The 23,897-nt window shown below is 33.4% G+C and carries 21 protein-coding genes, 1 other RNA gene and 1 pseudogene; 11 read left to right on the top strand and 12 right to left on the bottom strand.

Annotated features, from left to right (window positions below):
* The coding region (locus tag NHF50_RS15050) for a SprB repeat-containing protein (RefSeq protein WP_252777203.1) at positions 1-2,061 on the bottom strand (2,061 nt) is incomplete at its 3' end.
* 419 nt (positions 2,062-2,480) lie between these two features.
* On the opposite strand from NHF50_RS15050, the gene NHF50_RS15045 reads away from it, so the two are divergent.
* From NHF50_RS15045 to NHF50_RS15030, 4 genes are all read left to right on the top strand, one after another.
* On the top strand, positions 2,481-2,984 hold the full coding sequence (locus tag NHF50_RS15045; protein WP_252777201.1) for a histidine phosphatase family protein: 504 nt from the start codon (positions 2,481-2,483) through the stop codon (positions 2,982-2,984).
* Positions 2,965-5,079, top strand: a complete 2,115-nt coding sequence (gene ppk1 / locus NHF50_RS15040) for a polyphosphate kinase 1 (RefSeq protein WP_252777199.1) — start codon at positions 2,965-2,967, stop codon at positions 5,077-5,079. The genes NHF50_RS15045 and ppk1 overlap by 20 nt, the downstream gene beginning before the upstream one ends.
* A gap of 7 nt (positions 5,080-5,086) precedes the next feature.
* On the top strand, positions 5,087-5,980 hold the full coding sequence (locus NHF50_RS15035; RefSeq protein WP_109570418.1) for a Ppx/GppA phosphatase family protein: 894 nt from the start codon (positions 5,087-5,089) through the stop codon (positions 5,978-5,980).
* Positions 5,981-6,082: 102 nt separating this feature from the next.
* Positions 6,083-7,474, top strand: coding sequence for a hypothetical protein (locus tag NHF50_RS15030; protein WP_252777198.1), 1,392 nt, complete (start codon positions 6,083-6,085; stop codon positions 7,472-7,474).
* Between the two features lie 48 nt (positions 7,475-7,522).
* Here NHF50_RS15030 and NHF50_RS15025 read toward each other — a convergent pair whose 3' ends face one another.
* From NHF50_RS15025 to NHF50_RS15010, 4 genes are all read right to left on the bottom strand, one after another.
* Positions 7,523-8,221 carry a DNA polymerase III subunit gamma/tau gene (locus tag NHF50_RS15025; protein WP_252777197.1) on the bottom strand — a complete coding sequence of 233 codons (699 nt, stop codon included), beginning with the start codon at positions 8,219-8,221 and terminating at the stop codon, positions 7,523-7,525.
* Entirely contained in the window at positions 8,158-9,243 is a 1,086-nt protein-coding gene (dnaX, locus tag NHF50_RS15020) for a DNA polymerase III subunit gamma/tau (protein WP_252777196.1), read from the bottom strand. The genes NHF50_RS15025 and dnaX overlap by 64 nt, the downstream gene beginning before the upstream one ends.
* A 92-nt stretch (positions 9,244-9,335) precedes the next feature.
* Positions 9,336-9,632 (bottom strand): hypothetical protein, encoded by a 297-nt coding sequence (locus NHF50_RS15015; protein WP_252777195.1) that lies wholly within the window; start codon positions 9,630-9,632, stop codon positions 9,336-9,338.
* Between the two features lie 65 nt (positions 9,633-9,697).
* Positions 9,698-10,936: a S9 family peptidase gene (locus NHF50_RS15010; protein ID WP_252777194.1), complete on the bottom strand. Its 1,239-nt coding sequence runs from the start codon at positions 10,934-10,936 to the stop codon at positions 9,698-9,700.
* 77 nt (positions 10,937-11,013) lie between these two features.
* Here NHF50_RS15010 and rnpB point away from each other — a divergent pair.
* Positions 11,014-11,334, top strand: an RNA gene (gene rnpB, locus NHF50_RS15005) — RNase P RNA component class A.
* 26 nt (positions 11,335-11,360) lie between these two features.
* Here the strand turns inward: rnpB and NHF50_RS15000 are convergent.
* Positions 11,361-12,011: pseudogene (locus NHF50_RS15000) on the bottom strand (response regulator transcription factor); the annotation flags it as partial.
* Positions 12,012-12,026: 15 nt separating this feature from the next.
* Positions 12,027-13,379, bottom strand: a complete 1,353-nt coding sequence (locus NHF50_RS14995) for a sensor histidine kinase KdpD (RefSeq protein ID WP_252777193.1) — start codon at positions 13,377-13,379, stop codon at positions 12,027-12,029.
* A gap of 120 nt (positions 13,380-13,499) precedes the next feature.
* Here NHF50_RS14995 and NHF50_RS14990 point away from each other — a divergent pair, with 120 nt between their 5' ends.
* Entirely contained in the window at positions 13,500-15,584 is a 2,085-nt protein-coding gene (locus NHF50_RS14990) for an outer membrane beta-barrel family protein (protein WP_252777192.1), read from the top strand.
* A 44-nt stretch (positions 15,585-15,628) separates the two neighbouring features.
* Here the strand turns inward: NHF50_RS14990 and NHF50_RS14985 are convergent, their stop codons facing one another.
* From NHF50_RS14985 to NHF50_RS14970, 4 genes are read right to left on the bottom strand one after another with little or no spacing between them, the layout of a single operon-like run.
* Positions 15,629-15,976, bottom strand: coding sequence for a hypothetical protein (locus NHF50_RS14985; RefSeq protein ID WP_252777190.1), 348 nt, complete (start codon positions 15,974-15,976; stop codon positions 15,629-15,631).
* 12 nt (positions 15,977-15,988) lie between these two features.
* On the bottom strand, positions 15,989-16,573 hold the full coding sequence (gene rsmD / locus NHF50_RS14980; RefSeq protein WP_252777189.1) for a 16S rRNA (guanine(966)-N(2))-methyltransferase RsmD: 585 nt from the start codon (positions 16,571-16,573) through the stop codon (positions 15,989-15,991).
* On the bottom strand, positions 16,570-17,382 hold the full coding sequence (locus NHF50_RS14975) for a DUF3822 family protein (protein ID WP_109570410.1): 813 nt from the start codon (positions 17,380-17,382) through the stop codon (positions 16,570-16,572). Before NHF50_RS14975 ends, rsmD begins: the two co-directional genes overlap by 4 nt.
* Positions 17,366-18,127, bottom strand: coding sequence for a hypothetical protein (locus NHF50_RS14970; RefSeq protein ID WP_109570409.1), 762 nt, complete (start codon positions 18,125-18,127; stop codon positions 17,366-17,368). The genes NHF50_RS14975 and NHF50_RS14970 overlap by 17 nt, the downstream gene beginning before the upstream one ends.
* A 122-nt stretch (positions 18,128-18,249) precedes the next feature.
* Here NHF50_RS14970 and NHF50_RS14965 point away from each other — a divergent pair, with 122 nt between their 5' ends.
* Genes NHF50_RS14965 through NHF50_RS14955 form a run of 3 tightly spaced genes read left to right on the top strand, consistent with a single transcriptional unit; the run spans position 18,250 to position 21,042 of the window.
* The gene (locus NHF50_RS14965) at positions 18,250-19,674 is read left to right on the top strand and encodes an ATP-dependent RecD-like DNA helicase (protein WP_252777349.1); all 1,425 of its coding nucleotides are present in this window, start codon (positions 18,250-18,252) and stop codon (positions 19,672-19,674) included.
* A gap of 10 nt (positions 19,675-19,684) precedes the next feature.
* On the top strand, positions 19,685-20,419 hold the full coding sequence (kdsB, locus tag NHF50_RS14960; RefSeq protein ID WP_252777188.1) for a 3-deoxy-manno-octulosonate cytidylyltransferase: 735 nt from the start codon (positions 19,685-19,687) through the stop codon (positions 20,417-20,419).
* Positions 20,420-20,421: 2 nt separating this feature from the next.
* Complete coding sequence (locus NHF50_RS14955) at positions 20,422-21,042, top strand: hypothetical protein (RefSeq protein WP_252777187.1); 621 nt, start codon at positions 20,422-20,424, stop codon at positions 21,040-21,042.
* Positions 21,043-21,044: 2 nt separating this feature from the next.
* Here NHF50_RS14955 and NHF50_RS14950 read toward each other — a convergent pair whose 3' ends face one another.
* The gene (locus NHF50_RS14950; protein WP_252777186.1) at positions 21,045-21,707 is read right to left on the bottom strand and encodes a spermidine synthase; all 663 of its coding nucleotides are present in this window, start codon (positions 21,705-21,707) and stop codon (positions 21,045-21,047) included.
* 58 nt (positions 21,708-21,765) lie between these two features.
* On the opposite strand from NHF50_RS14950, the gene NHF50_RS14945 reads away from it, so the two are divergent.
* Both NHF50_RS14945 and rsgA read left to right on the top strand, forming a co-directional pair.
* On the top strand, positions 21,766-22,311 hold the full coding sequence (locus NHF50_RS14945; RefSeq protein WP_252777185.1) for a 1-acyl-sn-glycerol-3-phosphate acyltransferase: 546 nt from the start codon (positions 21,766-21,768) through the stop codon (positions 22,309-22,311).
* Between the two features lie 314 nt (positions 22,312-22,625).
* Complete coding sequence (rsgA, locus tag NHF50_RS14940) at positions 22,626-23,693, top strand: ribosome small subunit-dependent GTPase A (RefSeq protein WP_252777184.1); 1,068 nt, start codon at positions 22,626-22,628, stop codon at positions 23,691-23,693.
* Positions 23,694-23,897 lie beyond the last annotated feature (204 nt).

The raw sequence follows: 23,897 nt of genomic DNA, 5'->3' as shown, positions 1-23,897 counted from the left end.
CGAACCTGTAGCCCCGCAAAGATCGGATAGTGTCGTATAATCGTTCGACCAGGTTACATTAGAGCAATCATCGGAAGATGAAGCACCGCCGTTAGCATTAAGCCAAGCCTGAAGTTGATTGGTATTTCCCAAACCGTCACATTCCACCGTCATATCGTTAGCTACAACATCGATAGTCGGAGCCGTAGTATCCTCAATGGTAAAGGTAGCGGAAGTGGAATTGGAATTACCACAATCATCTGTAGCGGTAAAAGTAACGGTAACCGAACCTGTAGCCCCGCAAAGATCGGATAGTGTCGTATAATCGTTCGACCAGGTTACATTAGAGCAATCATCGGAAGACGAAGCACCGCCGTTAGCCGCCAACCAGTTTTGTAACTGAGTAGTGTTTCCATTACCGTCACATTCCACAGTCATATCGTTAGCTACAACATCGATAGTCGGAGCAGTAGTATCCTCAATGGTAAAGGTAGCGGAAGTAGACGAACTGTTACCACAATCATCCGTAGCGGTAAAAGTAACTAAAACCGAACCTGTAGTCCCGCAAAGATCGGATAGTGTCGTATAATCGTTCGACCAGGTTACATCAGAGCAATCATCGGAAGACGAAGCCCCGCCGTTAGCCGCCAACCAGTTTTGTAGCTGATTTGTATTGCCTAAACCGTCACATTCTACCGTCATATCGTTAGCTACAACATCGATAGTCGGAGCAGTGGTGTCATTAATTAAAATAATTTGGTCACAAGATGTTGTATTTAAAACAGTATCTTCTCCGAAATCTCTGACTCCGTTTGAATTATCGTCTTGATATTCTGTTATTGTATAGGTTCTTGTTATAGTGGTATTACAACCGGCATAAGGACTGTTAGTTGCTACGATCTCTATGATTCCACAAGGATCATTACCAATAATTCCGTCTCCGTTTCCAAGAGCTTCAAATTCAGATTCGGTTATACTTCCTTCAGGAGGTAGTAAATCGTAACATTGAAGTGCTTGATTAGGAAAGGTTGGACAGGTAACTTCAAATTGACAACAAATAACAGGAGAAATGGTAGTACTGTAATCTTTAGTACATCCAACGGCATCTGTAACTGTAACAGTATAAGTGCCTATATTTAAATTGCTCAGGTCTTCAGTGGTATCTCCGGTGTTCCATAAATAAGTGTAAGGAGGAGTTCCTCCTGTAGGCGTGATATCTATAGAAGCAGTAGATCCCGGTGTGCAATCCAGATTTTGAACATTGGCATTGATGAATAATTCACTTGGATAGTTAATGGCTAATAAATATGTATTTGATAAACCATTAGAGTCCATTACCATTAATGTAGCGGAATTGCTTATTGTGTTGTTATAGGTATAAACCGGATTTTCAACAGTGCTATCTATTGTTCCGTCAGAATCAAAATCCCAAGCGTAAGTATACGGAGGTGTTCCACCGGTTGTAGTGGAATTAAATTGAATTTCTGATTGATTTCCGGTTGTACAGCCGTTATATGTAAACTGAACGGCAAGCGGAGCTGTTACTACAACACCTCCCGGCAGCTCACATTGTGATTTGCTGTATGAGCTACAATCATAAGGGACTAGCTCTGTATTATCCCCGGATGTTTTCCATACAATCAATATATTACTTAGTATAATTTCTTGTCCGCAGATCCATGTAAACGGACCGTATAATAATCGTTGTCCCGCTCCGGGCGAAACAGTACCGAAATTGACATTGATCGAAGTTGCCACTCCGTCAATGATTAAATCGGCAAACATTCGTGCGTGATAAATATTGCTATTAGAATTAGATGTATAATTCAGCATAATGTACATGGTATGTGAAGTACCGGGTGTACAGGTCGTGTCGTCAAGCGGAACGCCATTGACATCGGTAAGGCTTAAAAAAACATTATCTAAAGTATAATTATTGGATGTACAATTAAAATAATCCAGATAATAATTCGGAGCCGTTCCACACAACCTTAAATCAGGTCTATCGGGAGAAAATTGAGCGTAAGACGTTTTTATCCCAATAGCAATAACTAACAGCAATAGTGTAATTTTTGCTTTCATAACCTCTACTTTTTGTTAAACATTTACGTTCCAAAAAGTCAGATAAGTAAAGTTCAGCGGACTCAAGATCGACTCCGCAATTATAGGAATAGGGGGAGGTTAAAAAAAAATTAAAAATAGGGACGGTTAATAATAAAAAATTAAGTTAGGGCTTAATTCGCAGTATTTAAATAAAATAATTCATCACTAAGGAGAATTCAAGTTCAAACGTAGGGAGCGTTTTTTTGTAATTACAAAGCTAAAGTAGTTAATAAAAGTGCATTCCTTTTACTAAAAGCTGTTTTTTTCGATGAAAAGAAATAAAAAATCTATGAATTAACTTTTAATTATCATTTTGACGGTAGCAAGTCTCAAAAAAAAAACGTTACTTTATAGGAACAATTTCTTTTTGCTAATAAAAAAATGAAATACTATTTGTTATGAAAAATTTAGTTATTATCCGTCACTCCAAATCGAGTTGGGAAACTCCCTTGAATGATATTGACCGTCCGTTATCTCAGAGAGGTATAAGAGATGCTCATTTAGTTTCTGATGCACTGCTTAAATATTTGCCGGAAACATATATTGCCTGGAGTAGTGTGGCAAAGAGAGCAAAAGAGACGGCTACAATCTTTTCACATCATTTACAAATACCTTTAGATACGATTGTTTTAAAGGATGAATTATATACGTTTGATGAATCTGCCTTAGAAAAGGCTATAAAAAAATGTTCAAATACTTATGATAATCTAATTCTTTTCGGGCATAATGATGCCATTACAAAATTTGTTAATAAATTTGGGGACCGATTTATAGATAATGTTCCTACATCCGGAGTTGTTTTATTAGAATTTGACACGGATGACTGGAATGATCTAAAAAAAGGTAGGACCAAAAAAACAGTTTTCCCAAGTCATTTTAAGCATGAACAACACGCATCATAATTTTTATATTGACCGAGAGAAGAGTTGGCTAACTTTTAATGCCAGAGTATTGCAGGAAGCTGCAGACGAAACAGTACCTTTATTAGATCGATTACGCTTTTTAGGAATATTTTCGAATAACTTAGACGAGTTCTTCCGGGTTCGCTATGCAGCTATCCGACGCATGAAAAATGATAAGAAGATCAATTCTGAAAAGGTATTAGGCGGTATTTCTGCGACAGAACTTTTAAAAGAAATCACTGATATTGTAATTGAACAACAATCAGAAAGTTTACGCATTTTAAGTGAAATAGAACAGAAGCTTCAAAAAGAAAATATTTTTATTGTTAATGAAAAAGAAGTTTCTAAAGAGCAAAAAAACTTTTTGCACGAATATTTTATTCAAAAAGTCAGTCCGGCGGTAGTGACGATCATGTTGAATGATTTGAACGAGTTTCCATTATTAAAAGATACAGCAGGTTATTTGGCTGTACGTTTGGAAATGAAGCCTAAAAAAACATCACTGATTGATAGCTTTATTCCTAAAAAAGAAGTTCGATATGCGGTAGTGGAAATCCCGAATACCGTTAACCGTTTTGTGGTTCTTCCTTCTAATAATGAAAAACAGTATGTTATTCTTTTAGATGATGTTATCCGTCTTAATTTGGATTATATCTTTAATATCTTTGAGTACGAAAATATTTCGGCACATATGATTAAGATCACACGGGATGCCCAGCTTGAATTTGATAGTGATCTGAGTAAGAGTTTCATCGAAAAAATATCAGATAGTGTCAAAGAGCGCAGAATAGGGGAACCTGTTCGTTTTGTATATGATCAAGCTATAGAAAAAGATTTTCTTAGTTTTCTATTAGACCGGATGAAGATCGACAGCTCGGATAGTATTATTCCCGGAGGACGTTACCACAACAGAAGAGACTATATGAGTTTCCCTAATTTAGGGCGATACGATCTTCTTTATAAACCCAATACGCCGTTACCGATTCCCGGATTAGAGATCGAAGGTAGTATGTTGCAAAAGATAAGAGAAAAAGATTATTTGCTTAATGCTCCTTATCAGTCTTTTTCTTATGTAATAAAGTTCCTGAGAGAAGCTGCTTTAGATCCTAAAGTCATGTCTATTAAGATAACCTTATATCGATTGGCTAATAACTCCCAGATCATCAGTTCATTAGTTAATGCGGCTAAGAATGGTAAAAAAGTTACAGTTCAGATCGAATTACAGGCTCGTTTTGATGAAGCCAGTAACATTTATTATGCAGAGCAGATGCAAACAGAGGGAATTGAACTTATTTTCGGAGTTAAAGGCTTAAAAGTTCACAGTAAAATATGTGTGATAGACAGGATCGAAGAAGGAAAGGTAAAACGTTACGGTTTTATTTCTACAGGAAACTTTAATGAAAGTACCGCAAAAGTATATACCGATTTAACGCTTTTTACAGCCAATTCTCGTCTTTTGAAAGATGTTTCTAAAGTTTTTGACTTTTTTGAAGTCAATTATAAGGTACATCGCTATAAGCATTTGTTTGTTTCGCCTCATTACACCAGAGCCAAATTCAATAAGCTCATTGAGCGTGAGATCTTAAATGCAATTTCTGGTAAAGAGGCTTACATAAAATTAAAGATGAACAGTTTGTCAGATTTTAAGATGATCGATAAGCTTTACGATGCCAGCAGAGCAGGTGTAAAAATACAGTTGATCGTAAGAGGTATTTGCTGTATTGCACCGCAAGTTGAAGGTATGAGTGATAACATTGAGGCAATTAGTATTGTAGATAATTATCTGGAGCATGCCAGACTTTATATTTTCGCTAATGACGGTAATCCGGAAGTGTTCATTTCATCGGCAGATTTTATGACCCGAAATTTAGATTCCAGAGTAGAGGTAACTTGTCCTATATATGATGATGATATTAAGCAGGAATTAATTGAAATCTTTGAGATCGGCTGGAAAGCTAATGTAAAGGCCAGAATACAGTCGGATGATCTGAAAAACAGATATAGAAAAAAAGGAGAGGAAAAACCATTCAGATCCCAACAGGAAACCTATAAATATTATCAGAACAAATTAGAAGTGATTACTGAAAAGATATAATAAATTAATGATTACAATAAAAAAATATGCTGCTATAGATATAGGTTCAAATGCCATGCGTTTGTTAATTACTAATATTGTAGAGCAAAAAGGACATCCTGCACAGTTTAATAAAAGCTCATTGGTCAGAGTACCTATTCGTTTGGGACAAGATGCTTTTACAGTAGGTGAAATTTCAGAAGAAAACGTAACCCGAATGGTGGATGCCATGAAAGCTTTTAATTTATTAATGAAAGTTCACAAAGTAGAAAAATATAAAGCGTGTGCTACATCAGCTATGCGAGAGGCCTATAACGGAAAAGAGATAGTCGACTTGATCAAAAAAAAGGCAGATATCAAAATTGATGTAATAGACGGAAAAAAGGAAGCTGCTATAATTGCTGCTTCTGACCTGAAACAATTTATTAATTCTGATAAAACCTATTTATATGTAGATGTAGGAGGAGGTAGTACTGAATTTTCTCTTTTTTCAGAAGGAAAGATCGTGATTTCTAAATCATTTAAAATAGGCACCGTTCGTTTACTTAATAATATGGTCTCAGAAATTGTATGGATAGAGATCGAGAAGTGGATGAAATCGATCATAAAGGATTGGGACGACGATATAACTTTAATAGGTTCGGGTGGTAATATAAATAAGTTGTTTAAATTATCTGAGAAACATCAGGACAAACCTTTGTCATACGTTTATTTAAACTCTCAGTATCAAAAGCTAAATGCTATGACCTATGAGCAAAGAATAGCAGAATTGGGCTTAAATCCTGACCGTGCCGATGTGATCATACCGGCAACCCGAATTTACTTAAGTGCCATGAAATGGAGTGGTGCCCGACAAATCTATGTGCCTAAAATAGGTTTGTCAGACGGAATTGTTAAGGCAATGTACTATGGCAGAATTTAACAATTTTTTATTTGTTTGTTAATAAAAATATGATAAAAATCATCTTTTGATAAATGTATTTTTAGTAAATTTGCCCTTAACAAATCTACCTTAAAAAACAACATGAAAAGAAATTTACTTAGCCTTGCTGGTATAGCTATGCTATTATTCAGCACCGTGAAATCACATTCTCAAGTAGGTATTGGTACAACTACACCGGATGCTTCTTCAATACTTGAGATTAAGAGTACAAACTCAGGTTTATTGATTCCAAGAGTTAGTTTATTATCAACGGCTGATGCTTCTACAATCCCTTTCCCGGCAACTAGTTTATTAGTTTACAATACCAGTACTAACTCTGATGTTACACCCGGTTACTATTATTGGGAAGGAGAATGGAAAAGATTAGCTATAGTAGGAGGAACTGCTTCAATAGATGATTGGAAATTGGTAGGAAATAATTTAGTTACCGGTAATGAATATTTAGGTACTAATAATTATTATCCTCTGGTATTAAAAGTGAATACTGAAGAAATCGGAAATTTCCATCCTAACGGAGGTATATCGTTAGGTCTTTATTCAATGGCGAATGTAAATCATTCTGTTGCTATAGGTAATTTTGCTGATGCTACCGGTCAGGTTAGAGCTTTTGCTATCGGTGTCGGATCTATTGCTTCCGGTACAAGTTCTTATGCAATAGGGGAAAGTTCTTATGCTTCAGGTACTAGTTCTGTAGCATTTGGTAATCTTACTACATCAAATGGAACTTCATCTACAGCAGTCGGTTATAGTTCTGACGCTACAGGTACTGCTTCAACAGCTGTAGGGTATGATAATACAGCTTCAGCTTCATTTTCTAATGCATTCGGATATAAAAGTGTTGCTAACGGTGTGGGTTCAACGGCTATAGGATATAGAGCTACATCTTCTCAAACAGAAGCTATTGTATTAGGTAATTCAAGTAGTTCTTCTGCACGTGTAGGTATCGGAACAAATACGCCTGATGAGAAATTACATGTAGTAGGTAGTATTAAAATGGTAGACGGAAATCAAGGTAATGGAAAAACAATGGTTTCTGATGCTAATGGTAAAGGTAGATGGGTCAATATGGATTCCTATAAAATATATGGCGAGATCTATAAATATTCCAGCCCTTATAGTTTATATAGCGGTATTTTGTCTTTTGATATTTTAGGGGCTTCACAAAATCTTAATTTGTCTTATACAGCGATTCAGAATCAAACCAGAGTAGGGGTTTTTAAAGTTACGTATTCTATTACATTACAGAAAACCTCCGGCCCGGCTATTACACCATATTTTTATTTAGGTATTTGGGGAACGGAAATCAACGGTACAAGATCTTATGTTACTATAGCTAACGGAGAAACAAAAACCATTACTTTAACTAAGTATGTCAACCTTCTTTCTTATCAAGGGGTTACATTATCTTCAAGTATGGCAGATCCTGATACACAAGTTATAAGTGCTAATATGATTGTGGAATTGGTTAACTAATTTAATATATTAAATTAAAAAAGGAGCTTTAATCTAAAGCTCCTTTTTTTATATATCTAAATCAAATAGTCTTTTTAGTAATTCAATAGAAGGATTGAGTTCCTTGAGCTTTTCAAATTTTTCTATAGGTGTAAAGGCATATTTGTTTTCCGGACTTTCATTAACGATAACTTCTATAGTAATGTCATGATTGTGTAACTTCCCTCTCAGATAGCCTAACAATTCATTTGAACCTTGTAAAAACTCTTCTTTCGTACTTTCGTTAGGTAATTCTAATTTAATAGTAGCTTCCTCCAGAACTGGATCGTTCATTTGCATGTACGTAGCCATCAGTTTTTTTCCTTGGTCTGACAAGCGTTGTGCAAATTTATTCCATTGTAAAAGCATGTCCGTTTCACTGAACTTTTCTTTCGGAAGTTCACCATATGTTTTGGCTTGATGTTGCTGTTTTGCTTCTAATTCTTTTCTGGCTCTGATACTTGCCAGTGAGAGTGCGGAAACATTAGACTGTGAATCGGGATGAGTAGTGTGTATAGGATTAACAGCAATTTTTTTATTAGAGACATCCGGTTCAGCTTGATCTGTTTCAGATATTTGTGCAGCAACTTTTGTTTCAGTAGTTCCGATCGGTTTTACAGTCTCAGTAATTGTGTAGCTGTTGTTTCTGAAATATTGAGCCGGAATTATATAGGATTTAGCTTTTTTTTTTCTCCATTTAAAGTAATGGAGGCTAATTGCATCAGGCAAAGTTCAACTAACAAGCGCTGGTTTTGACTGGATTTGTATTTCAGGTCGCAATCATTAGCTAATTCTATTCCTTCTACTAAAAATTCCTGAGAAACTTTGGTCGCCTGATCTTTGTACAGCTTTTGTGCATGCTCTCCGGATTCTAAAAGAGTCAGCGTTGCGGGGTTCTTACAAACTAATAAGTCCCTGAAATGTGAGGCAAGTCCGGCTATAAAATGGTGTCCGTCAAAACCTTTAGATAAAATATCATTATACGCTAATAATAATTCAGGAATTTTATTTTCGATGATAAGATCTGTTACTTTAATATAGTATTCAAAGTCAAGAACATTTAAGTTCTCAGCAACAGCCTGACGGGTCAGGTTATTGCCACAATAGGAAACAACACGGTCAAAAATAGAAAGTGCATCCCTCATGGCACCGTCAGCTTTTTGAGCTATAATATGTAGTGCATCATCTTCAAAAGTGATGCCTTGTTCATTAGCAATATCGGCTAAATGTTCTTTGGCATCATTGATGGTAATCCTTTTAAAATCAAATATTTGACAACGAGAAAGGATAGTTGGAATGATCTTATGTTTTTCAGTTGTTGCTAAAATAAAAATAGCATGCTTGGGAGGTTCTTCCAGCGTTTTCAGAAAAGCATTAAAAGCCGCTTGTGATAACATGTGGACCTCGTCAATAATATAAACCTTATATTTTCCGGTTTGAGGTGGGATACGAACCTGATCGATAATATTACGAATATCATCTACACCGTTATTGGAAGCCGCATCTAATTCAAAAACATTAAATGAAAAATCCTCATTCGGATCGTCATAACCTTCCTGATTGATCTTTCGGGCTAATATACGTGCACATGTCGTTTTGCCGACACCTCTTGGTCCGGTAAAGAGCAATGCTTGTGCTAAGTGGTTGTTTTCAATGGCATTTAATAATGTATTGGTAATAGCTTTCTGTCCTACAACGTCTTTGAACGTCTGAGGGCGATACTTTCTGGCCGATACTATAAATTGCTCCATTGTTTTTTATTGGATTACAAATATAAAACAATTGTTGATTTTTATCGAAATCCTATTTTTAAATTGCATAAAAGTTATCCACAAAATAAATTTCAGCTTTCGGAATTCATTACTATATTTTGGATAATTTTAATAGCTTCAGAATTTGTTTTGGCTGAAAAACCACTGACAAAAACGCCTTTCTTCCCATCAAACGATGCAATACCATAAACAATAGCTTCATCGTCCGGATTGCTGTATCCTTCGTAACGATAGACATGCTTGATTATGAATCCGTCCGGATCAGTTATAATTTCTTCTTCGTGAATATTAAAATCATAAACGAATCCTATTTTTCTTAATTCTTCTAAAGCTTCAGAAACCGAAGCATAATGATATTGTGTTGCCATGATACTATAATTTTAAGCTTGTCTCTTAAAGATATTAAATTTTATGTTAAGGAAGTTATAAAAGCTTAAATTTTTATAAATCTTTTGGCTCTATTATTCACTTTTACAAAGTAAACACCTCTGTCCAGATTCTGAATTTTTATAGCAATAAGTTTATCATCTGATTCTGTTTCTAAAACAATATTACCAGTCATATCGTGTATGCTGACTTTACATAAAATTTCAGATTTGTTTCTGATATATAAATTATTATGTGCAGGATTAGGGAAGATACTTAGTTGTTTTTTATTGTTGAAATCTTCAGTGCTTAACAAACCGCAGAAAGATTCTCTTGGGTTAGTGCTGTTAGAACAAGGAAAAGTATAATTGTTTTCCGGATATATAACCGGAGGATTTTCATATTCGATCAGATCCAGCATTCCGGTAGGCATGGTAACTTGGTTAGTACTGCCATTTCCTAATGCTACATCTTTTCCGGCTAAATTTCCGTTAAAAGTATAATCACAGAGTGCATCTAAAAGGCGATAATAAGCATAATAATCCAAAGCATCAAAAGCGGCAGAAGTATTAGGAACACTATGGTCTGCGATATAATTATAGCCACTGACTGTACAGGATTTGGCTAAAATAAAATCTTTTTCACTCAAAGGAATATTAATATTATTAAATATATCAATAGCCATTCTATGATCATTTGTAATGTCGTCATCAAATACTTCTGTGACTAATTTAGTATCTATAGGAAAAGAACTTAAATCGGCAGGGGACAGGTTAAGAGTATACCATTGCGCTAATGCGTAAATAAATCGACCGGCTGAGCCCCAATTGTAGGTGTCGAAACAATGTTTAGCCAAAGTAAAAGAGGCTCCGCCACCGAAAGAGTGCCCTAAGAAACCAACTTTTGTGGTGTCGATGACTGAAGAGTAATCGCGGGCTGCTTTAGTGAATCCGTGTAATAAATTGTCATAGCGGTCATTATTGGTAACTCCGGTGGTTTGATAAGGAACATAAACTACAGCATATCCTTTTTGCGCAATGAAATTTAAAACACCACTGATATTGGCAGAGTTATTTCCGCCATAAGCATGACTATAAAATATGGTAGGTACAGGAGTGCTTATATCGGAAGGATGGTAGATCTCAATATCTTTTGATGTAAAATAAGGGTTTGTAAATGAAATAACACCTACTGTATGATTTCCGTCAGAACCGTATCCGGCTGAAGGTTTCGGAAAATTAGGGTCGCTGTATTGAGCATGTATAAATGAAACGTTCAAAAGTAATAAAAGTACAATTTTTCTCATATAGAATTTTTATGATAAAATTAAGTAGATTTTAGACACGAAAAACATTTTAAGGTTTAAAAATGTTTTACTTTTGCAGCGCAGACCGTCTTATCGCTGTCCTTTTTAAGGAGAGAGGAAAGTCCGGACACCATAGAGCAGCGTAGCGGGTAACACCCGTCATTCCGTTTTGCGGAATAGGACAAGTGCAACAGAAAGGATGTACAGGTAATGCTGTAGTGAAATCAGGTAAACTCTATGCGGTGAAATGCCATGTATATCAGCTTCCGGTTTTCCGGAAAGGGTGGCTCGCCCAATGCTGAGGGGTAGGCAGATGGATTCCGTGAGTAATTGCGGAACTAGATAAATGATAAGATTCCTTTTGGAAACAGAACCCGGCTTACAGGTCTGCTTTTTTTATTTTAAATTCTAATCCGATATTCCGAGTACTTTCGAGTGAAATGGTATTATCATCTTTAAAATATCTTCTCAGTTTGCTTATAAAAACATCCATGCTTCTTCCTGCGAAATAGTCATCGTTACCCCAAACAGCTTTTAAAACATGTTCTCTTTTAACTAATTGATTGGCATGTTCTAAAAGAAATGAAATTAATGCCGTTTCTTTTTCCGTCAATGACTGAGTATTCTTTCCGTTTTTTAATTCATACCGATTGGTATCAAACAGGTACTTTCCTATGCGAACAGGCTCTAAAACGTTTTTTATGTTTGTTTTCTGTGTTCGTTTAATGATGTTATTTAACCTTAAAACTAATTCATCCGGTTCAAATGGTTTTACAATGTAATCATCTGCGCCTAATTTAAGTCCTTTTATTTTATCTTTAATCTGATTTCTTGCGGTTAAAAAAACAAATGGAATTTCCGGATTTATATTGATGATTTTTTCAGCTAAGGTAAAGCCATCTGTTTCAGGCATCATTACGTCAAAAATACAGATAGTGAATGGCTCTTTTTTAAAGAAATCGAGAGCTTCTTTTCCATCTTTTGCCAAAATGATTGAAAATTGGTGCAATTCTAAATAATGTTTTAGAATGTTACCGAAATCAATGTCGTCTTCTGCTAAGAGTATTTTATGCATGAGTCAGACTATAATTTATATTGAAGGTACACTAATTATAAATGAAGCTCCTTTTCCTAATTCGCTAATGACTTTGACGGAACCTTTATGTGCTTTTATGATTTGATCCACATAAAATAAGCCTAATCCTAGTCCTTTTACATTGTGTATATTGCCGTTTTCAATACGATAAAATTTCTCAAACAACAGCGATTGCTTGTTTTTAGGAATACCTATTCCGTCATCTTCTATTTGAATATAAAAAAAGTTGTTTTCAGAAAAGGTCTTAAGAGTAATATTATGACAACCATATTTTACAGCATTATCTAAAACATTATTGATAGCTGTCGTCAAATGAAATTTATCGAGTACTAAATTAACTTCCGGATTACTGATCTTTAGATTTATTTTGATATTAGGGTGCATTAAGTTGAAGTCAAAAATAACAGAATTTAATAATGTATCTGCTTTAATTTTTTCTTTTCGCAATGCTATTTCTTCAAATCCTAATGAATTATTCATTACTTGATCTACAATGTTTTGTAAGCGGTTGTTTTGACGGTTTATAGTCGCTAATACAGAGTTTAAGGCTTCATCATTTGCTAAAATGTCTTTTCGCTCTAATATTTTGGTAGAAACAGAAAGAGTTGTTAATGGTGTTTTTAATTCGTGAGTAATATTATTGACAAAATCGGTTTTTATATCGCTTATTTTTTTCTGTCGGATTAGTGTTCTTAGTGTAATTACAAAGAGTACTACTAAAATAGCGGTTAAGAGTGTTGCCAAAATAAGAATAGAAGCCATTCGGCGCAAAATAATTTGTTCCCAGTTTTTTACAGAGACTAACAATGTTTCTTCGGTTACCAATTTAAAGTCAGCATTAGAAATTCCGGGAATAGTTCTGACATAATTTTTGACAGAAAATGTATTTTTTAAAGTAGTTAAATTTCCGAAAACGGCATTCTTAATATTGTTTTTTTCAGAGAACAGAGTATCTGCTTTTTTTGACGAATTCAGAATTACGATTTTATTGATGACGATAGTAAAATTAATTTCATTTTTAGGAAATTCATGTCTGATGATTTCTTTCAATTCCTGAGTTAATACACTACAATAAGGAGTGTTAATGAACTTCTTTTTAAATATTTCTTTGGACTTTTTTTTCTCCGCATATTCGTCCAGTAGTTTACTATAATAAAAGTCTTTATTGTATTGAGAATCAACGTTTGTAAAGTCGTTTAGGGAATTGGAAACCTTTTCTTTGACTTCGGCGTGAAATTGTTCTATTTTATAGTGATAGGAAGTTTGTACCAAGTAGTATTGCATGGCAATAAGTACAATTAAAACAACAGATGAAAATCCTATTAAAAGATTGATTTTTCGCTTCATAATTGTGATTGAATACTCAAAAATAAGCTTTTTAAAACAAAACGATTCCATTAACTCTGCATTAACGTTCAATTAACTTTCAGAGGGAAAAAATAGGGCAATTTTGCTAAAAAAATTGAGATGTTAAATAATACCATTTGTGGAATTGTTCTTTTCTTTTTCGGAATGAAAGTTTTTTCCCAAGAAAAAAAAGTAGAGTTGAATGAAGTAAAAGTAGCACATGTAAAGAAAGCTATTACCGTAAAAGACGGAAACTTTAAAGTGGACGTAGCTCATTCAATCTATAATTCAATTACAAACCCTATAGATTTGTTAGCAAAACTTCCTAATATACAGGTTAGTGCTGATAAAGAGAGTGTTACTGTAATAGGTAAGGGAACTCCGTTATTGTATATTGATAATCAGAAAATTGAAATTAATGATCTGAATTCTTTATCTGTAGATGATATTAAATCTATTGAAATCATAGAGAATCCTTCTTCAAGATATGAAGCAAACGGAAGAGTGGTCATTAACATTACCCGAAAATTTAGTAAAAAGGAAGGTCTAAAAGTAGATATTTCTGAAAAGTTGTCCTTTCAGCGGTATTTTAATAATTATTTTGGAATTCATTCCAGTTTTAAGAAGAAAAAGCTCGAATTCAAAGCTAATTTTAATTACAACCAATTGACAGTTTGGGAAAGCAACGGAAATGATTTCACTATTCCTATGAATGATATTGTTTCAAATTATAGGACAAAGGCAATCACCAGAAGACCGCAATTTATATTAGGAGCAGGTATTTTTTATAAAATTAATGAGAATGATTATTTGTCTTTTAATTGCAACGAAAGGTTTCAAAACGACCGATTTGATATCACTACTAACACTTATAATCAGGAACAAAATACAATCGACAATATTTATACACTGAATGCTAACAAACAAAAAAGGAATTTCTTGAATACTTTTCTTAATTATAATCACAAGATCAGGAGTTTAGACGCCATGTTGTTTTCAGGATTCCAATATTCACGTTTTAAACAACCGACCAATGGAATTATTTCAAATGATTTTAATGACACTGGTCTTGAATTAACACAAAAGAGAGATCAGGAATTTTTAGTAAATGTTTTTTCCGGAAAAATAGATGTTGAAAAAGAATTCAAAAATAAGATGACGTTAGAAGTAGGAACTCTTTTTCTGGAGGCAGATGCTACTACAAAATTGGAAATAGAAAATTTTAATACGGAGGCTAATAGCTTTACGGATTATCAATATAATGAAAAAAATATCGCGGCCTATTCTCAAATTTCAGGAAATTTTAAAAAAATAAAGTATTCCATAGGGGTAAGAGGGGAGAATACAATAGTGAAAGGAAAGTATGCTTCTGCAGATCATGAATCGATTGATAAAAATTACATTAACTTATTTCCGAAAGCGTCTTTTCATTTTTCGATAGATGATTTTAATTCAATGTCCCTTACTTATGCTAAAAGTATCAATCGCCCTATTTTTTCAAGAACAAGTCAGGTTTCAACGTACATAAATCCATATTTTGTTTGGGCTAACAATATTAATTTAGACCCGACACTCCTTGATGAAGTCTCTTTGTCTTATCAATTTAAAAATAAAATTCTTCAGTTGAGCTATACCAAAATGAAATCTCCGGTTCATTATGCAACTTCTTATGACGAATCACAAAGTTTAGTAACTATGCAATCGGAAAACTTTGATCAAGAAACAGCATTCAGCTTAGAGTTTACCTTGCCTTTTGAATATAAAAATTGGTCAACGACAAATGTTATCAATGGTATTTTGAACAAAGTAGAAAATAAACAATCTGTTGTAAATCAGTCTAAACCGTATTTGTATTATTACTCTAACCATCTTTTTAAATTTAAAAAAGGAATAAAAATGATGGTAACAGGTTGGGGAATGACAAATAGGCAAGAAGGGGTTTACAAAAAAAATGGGCTTTTTATAATGAACTTCAGTCTGTCAAAAACTTTTTTAAATCGCCTTGATTGCACACTAAGTTATAATGATATTTTTCGTCAAATGAAGTTTACAGAGAATTTCACTACAAATGATGTTCAGGCAAATGGAATCTATTATACGGATGCTAATTTAGTCTTACTATCTGTAAAATATTCTTTCGGAAAAATTAAGGATTCCGAATTTAAAGAAAGAAATATTGATGATAATTTGGGAAGAATACGATAAATTACACGGCAAAAAAAGACAGTCTTACTATTTTGTGATCAGATTCAGAATTGAGAAAAATTTTTATTTTCGGATTCCCAGATCCATTTTGATTTTCCGAAGTTTCCGGAATCTTCGATAACCATCATCTCGGTTTCACTGATGACTTGAATTGTAATGTTTCCGTTCAATTGGTCTTTTCCTACAGAAATATCAGACCATTTTAACGTTATGAGATCGCCATTTATTTCACCGAAACCAACATGACACCAAGTTTCTCCTAAATTGCTGTCATCCGTTTTATTATTCATTCCGAGCCAAAAGACATGGTTATCCGTGAATTTTATCCAAAACGGATTTCCGCCTTCTGATCTCCAGAACCCGGATTTAATCGCAATACTTTGTCGATTCATTTCTCTGTACTTTTAATCTTCTTCGTCAAAATCGTCTTCCTCTTCCTCATCTTCTTCGCTTTCAATTTCAAAGAAAGAAAAAACCGTTCCGCCATAGTGTTTAGAAAAAGCAAAATGCATCATGTGTTCTAATTTGGTATCTTTAGAATGCTCCACGATCAGCATACCTTCTTCGTCTAAAATTTCATTTTCGAAAACTAAGGTTACGATACGCTCAAATTGTTCTTGGGTCAGATCATACGGCGGATCTGCAAAAACAATATCGTATGATGTATGACAACGTTCAAGATATTTAAAGACATCACTTTTAAGAACAGTAATATCAAAATCTAATTCGTCAGCCGTTTTTCTGATAAAGTTTACACAACCGAAATCAGCATCAACACAAGTAATAGGTGTAGCGCCTCTTGAGGCAAATTCGTAACTAATATTTCCGGTTCCGGCAAAAAGCTCTAATATTTTTAAATTGCTAAAATTGAAATAGTTATTTAAAATATTGAAAAGAGACTCTTTGGCCATGTCAGTTGTAGGACGAACAGGCAATTTTTTGGGAGCAATTAATCTTCTCCCTTTATATTTTCCGGAAATTATTCTCATGAATGTAGTAAAATATAGTGTTGACGAATCTCTGATTCTGTTTTAAACCATTTATAGCTCAATTCGTTTGTATTGAGTAATTCAAAGTTACGGATAAATTTATATCCGATTTTGAAGAAATCATCGGTTTTACTCATTGCCCCTAAGACAAATACATTACAGTTCTCAGGATTAAGTTGTAATTGTTCTAAAGTAAATAAAGTATAATAGATAAAATCTTCCGGGGTTTTATATTCAAAAGAATTAAAAAGCAACAATTCATTACTTTTTACAGCAACAATTTCAAAATGCTCTTTTTGAAAATGGATATAAACTCTTTTGTCGAATGTATTTTTAGAGTAGGATAGAAGTTGATCCACCAGAATACTGTTTGCATTTACATAATCAAAAGACTCATATTGGTCCAACAGAAAATTATTGATGTTCACATAGGGAACATAAACATTGTAGATATCATCTGTTTTTAATTTATCGAAAGCAAATAGATCGGTTTCAAAAACTTTTACGTTGTATTGCAGATAGCTTCCTAAAAAATTTTCATCAAAAAGAGATTCAGGTACAAAAGCATTCAGGCTGTTATCATGAATAACTTTAATTTCATCATATTTTTCAGAGAGTAGGGAAAATTCAGTAAAAGCTTTCCAAAGCTGTTCTTCAATAACTTGATTTTTAGGAAAATCAAATTCATTAAAAGTAATGATCTTATTTGTGAGTAAGTCAAAGACACAAAAAGAAAGTCCACTCAAAGAAACTTGAATGGACAACTTTTTATAATTTTTTTGGGTAATGTCGTTATTCGTTATTGCCATATTTTTTAGGCCAGTTTCCGGTTACCGTTACATCTTCAAGAGAACCTAATTTGATTTCATCTCCATTGATCTCTTCGATCGATTCCACTCTGTTTTCTTGTTCAATCAATTCTTCATCTAAACCTTTTAGGATAGCGTTTTTATCAATTACAGCTTGGAAAACAGGCATTTTAATATCACTTCTTTCCACTTCTCCGGTTTGTAAAGTGATCGGAACGGTTAATTCATCAATTTTAACTTCATTCAATCTTTTGTAACGATCTGTATTTTTGAATAAAGAGTCTTTTACGCTTATATATCCTAAAGTATCAATGATTACAACATCTTTAAAGAAACCACCTTTTCCGGTAGCATCAGTTGTAATTCTGAAAGCAGCATTTCTTTCAGCATCGATAACAGCAGTATCTTTTCTTGAAATGATCGGGAATTTATCATTCTCAACGAAACGTACTAATTCATCAAATGAATCCGTATATTTTCCATGTAATGTTTTGTAACCCAATTCTGCTTTTTTGATATCTAATAATTTTTTTACAGCAATTTCGTAACGTTCATTTTTAGCTTTCTCAAAATTGATAGGCTTCATTACTGAAGCATAGATCAAATAAGTTAAAACACCACAAACTGCCCATAATACAATGGATACAATGAATCGAGCATTTCTTGGTAAGAATTTATCAATTAATTTAACCAAGCCTAGTGCTACAAGGAAAGTAATAACTGCAAATACTAGAAGTAATAACATCTTTATATATAATTTTTAGTTTAATAGGTACGCAAATCTACAATTTTTTTTTCTTCTCAAAAGAAATTCTAACAAAAATCATCTGTATATTTGAAAAAATATATAAGCCATATACATTTATGATGAATTCAGCTTCTTTTTACAAAACCCTGATAAAGCACTTTCCTTTTGAACCTACTTTAAAACAAGATGTTTTTTTTCAAAAAGTAGCCGAATTTATACTGCATCGCAGCAATGACCAGATTTTTATTCTCAAAGGTTATGCCGGAACAGGTAAAACATCCATTATTTCAACTCTAGTTAACCAATTAGTAAACGTAGAAAAAAAATATATATTGTTAGCGCCTACAGGTAGAGCAGCTAAAGTAATAGCTAACTATTCACAAAAACCGGCCTTCACTATTCACAAAAGAATTTATTTTCCTAAAAAAAATAAATCAGGAGCAGTTGCTTTTACCATGCAGCAGAATAAATTTAAGAACACTGTTTTTATTGTGGATGAATCTTCGATGATCTCAGATACCAATCAGGATTCTAAACTATATGAAAACGGTTCATTGCTGGATGATCTTTTATTTTATATCGATTCCGGTAACAATTGTAAACTTATTTTAGTAGGCGATACCGCTCAGTTGCCACCTGTAAATTTAGATGTTAGTCCGGCACTGAATGTAGATACAATGTCTTTGCATTACAATAAAGATGTTGTTCATCTGGAATTGGATGAAGTTATGAGACAAAGTGAATTTTCCAGTATTTTATACAATGCTACGGAATTGCGTTCTTTGTTGAAATCTGTTTTTATTGACCAATTCAGATTTCGCTTGCAAGGGTTTAATGATATAGTGAGGCTTCAGGATAGTTATGAGACTTTAGATGCTATTATGGACTCGTTTCAAAATAACGGAGCAGAAGAAACGGCGTTTATCGTTCGTTCCAATAAAAGGGCCAATCAATATAATATGCAGATCCGTGCTAAGATCTTAGACAGAGAAAGTGAACTATCTGTCGGAGACTTGCTGATGGTCGTTAAAAATAATTATTTTTGGCTTAAGGAAAATTCAGAAGCCGGTTTTATTGCTAATGGTGATATTATTGAAGTAATGCGCATCAGGTCTATTGATGAGCTTTACGGATTCAAATTTGCTACGGTAACGATCAGAATGGTCGATTATCCTAATCAGCCTCCGTTTGAAACGGTTTTGTTATTAGATACGATCAGTAGTGAATCACCGTCATTGACCTATGAAGAATCCAATCAGTTGTATAATGAGGTGATGAAAGATTTTGAAGAAGAAAGACATCAATACCGCAAATTTTTAAAAGTAAAGAATAGTCCGCATTTCAATGCTTTACAGGTGAAATTTTCGTATGCCATAACATGTCACAAATCACAGGGAGGACAGTGGAACACTGTTTTTATTGAGCAACCTTATCTGCCAAACGGTGTTGATAAAGAATATGTGCGCTGGCTGTATACGGCTTTGACAAGAGCAAAACAAAAAGTATATTTGATCGGATTTAAAGACGAATTTTTTGAAAATTAAAAAATAAAGAATGAAAATAATAGCGGTTATACCGGCGCGTTATGCATCAACCCGATTCCCTGCTAAATTAATGCAAGATCTGGGCGGAAAGTCAGTTATCTTGAGAACTTATGAAGCAGCTTTGGCTACAGAATTATTCAATGATGTATTTGTAGTAACCGATTCTGAACTGATTTTTGATGAAATTCAGAAAAGCGGCGGTAAAGCGATTATGAGTCAAAAAGAGCATGAGAGCGGGAGCGATCGTATTGCCGAAGCAGTGGAACACATGGCGGTAGATGTCGTCGTAAATGTTCAGGGTGACGAACCTTTTATAGATCAGAAACCATTGGAACAGTTAATTGAGGTCTTTAAACAGGATATCGAAAAAAAAGTAGATTTAGCTTCATTGATGTTTGAGATCAAAGAGAAAGAAGAAATTGACAATCCGAATAATGTTAAAGTCATTGTGGATCAACAAGGTTTTGCGCTTTATTTTTCACGCTCGGTCATTCCTTATCCCAGAGCTGAGAATGTAGGTGTTCGTTACATGAAACACATTGGTATTTATGCTTTTAGAAAAGAAGCCTTAATGGATTTTTATCGTTTACCGATGTTGTCTTTAGAAGCCTCAGAAAAATTGGAACAGCTTCGTTATCTGGAATATGGTAAGCGAATCAGAATGGTAGAAACTCAACACGGTAGTATAGGGATCGATACTCCTGAAGACTTAGAGAAAGCAAGAAATATATTAAAAATCATGTAGTTATGGATAATGATGGAACTAAAAATGCTATAGGTTTTAAAGAAGACCGACTTCAGATCTTAAAAGACAAAAAGCAGCTTTTAACGGATCTGGGAAATGAGATTAATGTATCAAAATGGAAGCGCTCTTTTTCGGCTTTTTATTACAACATCCGATATTTTACATTAATTGCTTTAGCCGGACTTTTATTGGTAGTATCTTTAATTGCTTTTGTAAGTCCGACTACGTTATTCTTTAATTCTGAAGGATATAAAAAAATAGTCGTTAGTGATTTCAGAACGTATTATAAGAATGAAAACCGTAAAACATTGGACGAATCTTTAGTCTTATTACAAAATAAAGACAAGTCAATGACTCTTTCGAAAGTTCAGCAGAATATTGACAGAGCAATTGAAAGAACAGCTATTGAAAACGGTAAATTTAACATCAGATTAATTGCTGCTTTTTTGATAATTCTGGTTATAATTTTATGGGTTACTGCCGGTTTTTCAAAAAAAATGAAAATGCGAAATGAACTGGCATTAAAAACGAATACCGTTATTCAGGAAATCATCAGCGATTACAGTGCGATTATTGAAGAAGAAGAACGTGAGATCAAAGAGATGAAACAAAATCTGAATTAGAATTAAGCCAATTTTTTAATGGTAAACAATTCGTTGTGTTCTTCAACTTTCGGGTACATTCTCACGGAATAGTTCTTGTTGAACCAGGAACGGTATTCTCGATTCCTTTCTTGATCTTTTTGATCTAAAACCATAGTATTAAACAAGATAAAACCATTTACTTTAAGTAAAAAATTAACCCTGTTAATGAAGAAATCTTGAAATAAAAAGGATGGCATTTGAGTATCTTGAAAAATATCTATGATGATCAGATCGTATTTTTCTTTAGTTTTTAAAACAAATTCAAAGGCATCATCAATTACAATTTCTACATTAGGAATTGCATTCAGCCCGAAATATTGATTGGCTATTTCAATCACATTTTCATCTATTTCTACGCCGGTTATTTTTCCTTTACAAGCTACTTCATCCACCAATGTTTTTATCACACTTCCGCCTGCAACACCTAAAACCAAAATAGAATCAAAATTTTTAATTCGCTCAAAACCGATATATTTTAATCCTTTACGCAGAATGCGTTGCAAACTTCCATAAGAATAATTGGTGTTAAGAGAATCCAAAACCAATTGTCCGTTATTCCAAGTTACTTCAAGATTTTTACTAAAAACAGATTTTTTTTGGTAAATTGTTATAGGAAATAAGAAACTTAAAAGGCGTTGAAACATGAAGTAAAAATTTGTTATCGTAAATATAATGCTATTTTTGTTTTTAAATTGTAACCAAATGAAGCAAATTTTATACAAATTTATTTTTTTCAGACTAATGGGCTGGAAGATAACAGGTTTGTTCCCGGCTGATATTAAGAAGTGTATCATCATTGTTGTACCGCACACTAGTTGGAATGATTTCTTTATAGGCGTTTTTACCAGAGGGATCTTAAATTTAGAGATGAATTTTGTTGCCAAAAAGGAGCTTTTTACATTTCCTTTGGGTTTTTATTTTAGATGGATGGGAGGTGCTCCTTTAAACAGAGCTAAAAATGAAAACAAAGTAGATGCCATTGCCTCAATTTTTGATAAAAAAGAAGTTTTCAGGTTAGCAATAGCTCCTGAAGGAACCCGTAAAAAGGTAACAGACTGGAAAACGGGTTTTTATTATATAGCTCAAAAAGCCAATGTTCCTATAATGCCGGTAGCTTTTGATTATGAACACAAAGAAGTTAAAATTTTTGAACCTTATTATTTAACTTCAGATAAGGATAAAGATTTTGATTTCTTACAAAACCTTTTCAGAGGAATAAAAGGAAAGTATCCTGAAAAAAGTTTTTAATTTTTAAAATCAAAATTAATAGACTATTGTTGTGCTTAATACAAAAATGCTCTGCTTTATTTGTACGCTATAAGAGAAAGTTGTAATTTTGTGCTCTAATTAAATTTTATGTCTACATCTGTAATATCATATTCGGATATTGTAAAATAGATAGTCAATTTTCTTTGACTATCACCATTCCTTACTTCAGATAATATCTGAAGCATTTCTACTTATTTACATTTTACAAATAAACACATCGATTGTGAACGCTTTTGTATTTAAATTGATTTATAAATACTGTAGTGTTTACAATATTTTAAAACACACAGAATATGAAATTAGAACATTTCGGATATAACGACAAAATAGAAAAACTAAGAATTCAATACAATCTGGTAGACTTTGAAATCGGGAGAATTATTTCAGAACATAAGGAGAGATATATTGTTAAAACTGAAAAAGGGGAATTTGATGCAGAAATCACAGGAAACTTAAGATATACTGCAAATACTCGTGAAGATTTTCCTGCTGTAGGAGATTGGGTTGCAATTTCTGAATATGATGATAATAAAGTTCTCATACATTCTATTTTTCCCAGAAAAACCATCATTGAAAGACAGACAGTTGGCAAACAAGGAGAGAAACAAATCATAGCAACAAATGTAGACTTTGCTTTTATCGTACAAGCAATTGACAATAATTTTAATATCAATCGAATAGAAAGGTATCTGACAATTTGCAATGAAACGAATGTAAAACCGATTATCATTTTAAATAAGATTGACTTGATAAACGATGCCGCTTTAACTGATTTAATTACCAGAGTACAAGAAAGAGTGAAGCAAGTGCCTATAATTGCTATAAGCAATGAGTCCAAAAAAGGATTAGAAAAATTGAAAGAATATATTGTAGAAGGTAAAACTTATTGTTTACTAGGTTCGTCAGGAGTAGGAAAATCAAGTCTTCTAAACAATCTTTCAGGTAAAGAACTGATGAAAACAAATACAATTAGCGCGAGCTCAAATAAAGGAAGACACGTTACAAGTCACCGAGAATTAATTGTTCTTGAAAATGGTGGAATTATAATTGACAATCCAGGAATCAGAGAAGTAGGTATCGCAGATTCAGTTGGAGGATTAGAAAAAACATTTGATAAAATAGTTGAGTTGTCTAAAAACTGTAAATTTAAAGATTGCACCCATACAATAGAAATTGATTGTGCTGTAATAGAAGCAGTTGAAAGTGAAAAAGTAGATAAATTGTTCTATGAAAATTATCTGAAAATGAAACGAGAAAAAGAACATTTTGAATCAACTGTAGCTGAAAAACACAAAAAGGACAAAAAATTTGGAAAAATGGTCAAGCAATTTAAAAATTTAAAAAGATCAAATAAGTACTAAGCACAACAGCATGTATAAGCAATAGCGGTTTGGGTATTAACCCAAGCCGCTATTTCATTTAATTATAATGTATTTGGAAACTGAAAAGTAGTCGCTACTACTCATACATAAGACCGTTATATCACTCTATCTGACTGATTTTCTTTAATGAAAGAATTCACAGTTGATTTTAAACTTTTGGCATTCGTATGGAAAGAGCGGACA

The sequence above is a fragment of the Flavobacterium sp. NRK F10 genome (assembly GCF_024054235.1).
Taxonomy (GTDB): Bacteria; Bacteroidota; Bacteroidia; order Flavobacteriales; family Flavobacteriaceae; genus Flavobacterium; species Flavobacterium sediminis.
Note: the sequence above shows the minus strand (reverse complement) of the source record. Positions and strands in the feature narration are given on the sequence as shown.

Excerpts from the sequence above, each read along its gene's own strand:
- NHF50_RS15045 (WP_252777201.1), top strand. The coding sequence starts at position 2,481 with ATGAAAAATTTAGTTATTATCCGTCACTCCAAATCGAGTTGGGAAACT.
- NHF50_RS14990 (WP_252777192.1), top strand. The coding sequence starts at position 13,500 with ATGTTAAATAATACCATTTGTGGAATTGTTCTTTTCTTTTTCGGAATG.
- NHF50_RS14985 (WP_252777190.1), bottom strand. The coding sequence starts at position 15,976 with ATGAATCGACAAAGTATTGCGATTAAATCCGGGTTCTGGAGATCAGAA.
- NHF50_RS14975 (WP_109570410.1), bottom strand. The coding sequence starts at position 17,382 with ATGGCAATAACGAATAACGACATTACCCAAAAAAATTATAAAAAGTTG.
- NHF50_RS14950 (WP_252777186.1), bottom strand. The coding sequence starts at position 21,707 with ATGTTTCAACGCCTTTTAAGTTTCTTATTTCCTATAACAATTTACCAA.
- NHF50_RS14995 (WP_252777193.1), bottom strand. The coding sequence starts at position 13,379 with ATGAAGCGAAAAATCAATCTTTTAATAGGATTTTCATCTGTTGTTTTA.
- NHF50_RS14955 (WP_252777187.1), top strand. The coding sequence starts at position 20,422 with ATGGATAATGATGGAACTAAAAATGCTATAGGTTTTAAAGAAGACCGA.
- dnaX (WP_252777196.1), bottom strand. The coding sequence starts at position 9,243 with ATGGAGCAATTTATAGTATCGGCCAGAAAGTATCGCCCTCAGACGTTC.
- rsmD (WP_252777189.1), bottom strand. The coding sequence starts at position 16,573 with ATGAGAATAATTTCCGGAAAATATAAAGGGAGAAGATTAATTGCTCCC.
- rsgA (WP_252777184.1), top strand. The coding sequence starts at position 22,626 with ATGAAATTAGAACATTTCGGATATAACGACAAAATAGAAAAACTAAGA.
- ppk1 (WP_252777199.1), top strand. The coding sequence starts at position 2,965 with ATGAACAACACGCATCATAATTTTTATATTGACCGAGAGAAGAGTTGG.
- NHF50_RS15015 (WP_252777195.1), bottom strand. The coding sequence starts at position 9,632 with ATGGCAACACAATATCATTATGCTTCGGTTTCTGAAGCTTTAGAAGAA.
- kdsB (WP_252777188.1), top strand. The coding sequence starts at position 19,685 with ATGAAAATAATAGCGGTTATACCGGCGCGTTATGCATCAACCCGATTC.
- NHF50_RS15035 (WP_109570418.1), top strand. The coding sequence starts at position 5,087 with ATGATTACAATAAAAAAATATGCTGCTATAGATATAGGTTCAAATGCC.
- NHF50_RS14945 (WP_252777185.1), top strand. The coding sequence starts at position 21,766 with ATGAAGCAAATTTTATACAAATTTATTTTTTTCAGACTAATGGGCTGG.
- NHF50_RS15030 (WP_252777198.1), top strand. The coding sequence starts at position 6,083 with ATGAAAAGAAATTTACTTAGCCTTGCTGGTATAGCTATGCTATTATTC.
- NHF50_RS14970 (WP_109570409.1), bottom strand. The coding sequence starts at position 18,127 with ATGTTATTACTTCTAGTATTTGCAGTTATTACTTTCCTTGTAGCACTA.
- NHF50_RS15010 (WP_252777194.1), bottom strand. The coding sequence starts at position 10,936 with ATGAGAAAAATTGTACTTTTATTACTTTTGAACGTTTCATTTATACAT.
- NHF50_RS14965 (WP_252777349.1), top strand. The coding sequence starts at position 18,250 with ATGAATTCAGCTTCTTTTTACAAAACCCTGATAAAGCACTTTCCTTTT.